General features: G+C 45.3%; 1 protein-coding gene. It reads left to right on the forward strand.

Annotated elements, in window-relative coordinates; all coding sequences use genetic code 11:
• Nucleotides 1-638, forward strand: a 638-nt coding sequence (locus tag RJ41_RS15055) for an EF-Tu C-terminal domain-related protein (RefSeq protein WP_039222575.1), incomplete at its 5' end; no start/stop codon positions are given.
• Nucleotides 639-658: the final 20 nt, after the last annotated feature.

The following is a 658-nucleotide window of genomic DNA, read 5'->3' on the forward strand; positions in this document are numbered from 1 at the left end:
CAGAGTGGGAAAAGAAAATCATCGAGCTTGGTGAAGCGCTTGATTCATACATCCCAGAGCCAGAGCGTGCAATCGACAAGCCGTTCATTCTTCCAATTGAAGACGTATTCTCAATCTCAGGCCGTGGTACAGTTGTAACTGGTCGTGTTGAGCAAGGTATCATCAAGGTTGGTGAAGAAGTAGAAATCGTAGGTATCAAAGATACTACTAAGACTACTTGTACTGGTGTTGAGATGTTCCGTAAGCTTCTTGACGAAGGCCGTGCAGGTGAGAACGTTGGTGTTCTTCTACGTGGTACTAAGCGTGATGAAGTTGAACGTGGTCAAGTACTAGCTAAGCCTGGTTCAATCACTCCACACGTTAACTTCGAAGCAGAAGTATACGTACTATCTAAAGATGAAGGTGGCCGTCATACTCCATTCTTCAAAGGCTACCGTCCACAGTTCTACTTCCGTACAACTGACGTAACTGGTGCTGTAGAGCTTCCAGAAGGCGTAGAAATGGTAATGCCTGGTGACAACCTTAAATTCAAAGTTGAGCTAATTGCTCCGATCGCGATGGAAGAAGGTCTTCGTTTCGCAATCCGTGAAGGTGGTCGTACAGTAGGTGCTGGTGTTGTATCTAAGATCCTAGACTAATCTAGACTTAGCAACACAAG

This window comes from Alteromonas marina (assembly GCF_000808575.1).
In the GTDB taxonomy this organism is placed as follows: domain Bacteria; phylum Pseudomonadota; class Gammaproteobacteria; order Enterobacterales; family Alteromonadaceae; genus Alteromonas; species Alteromonas marina_A.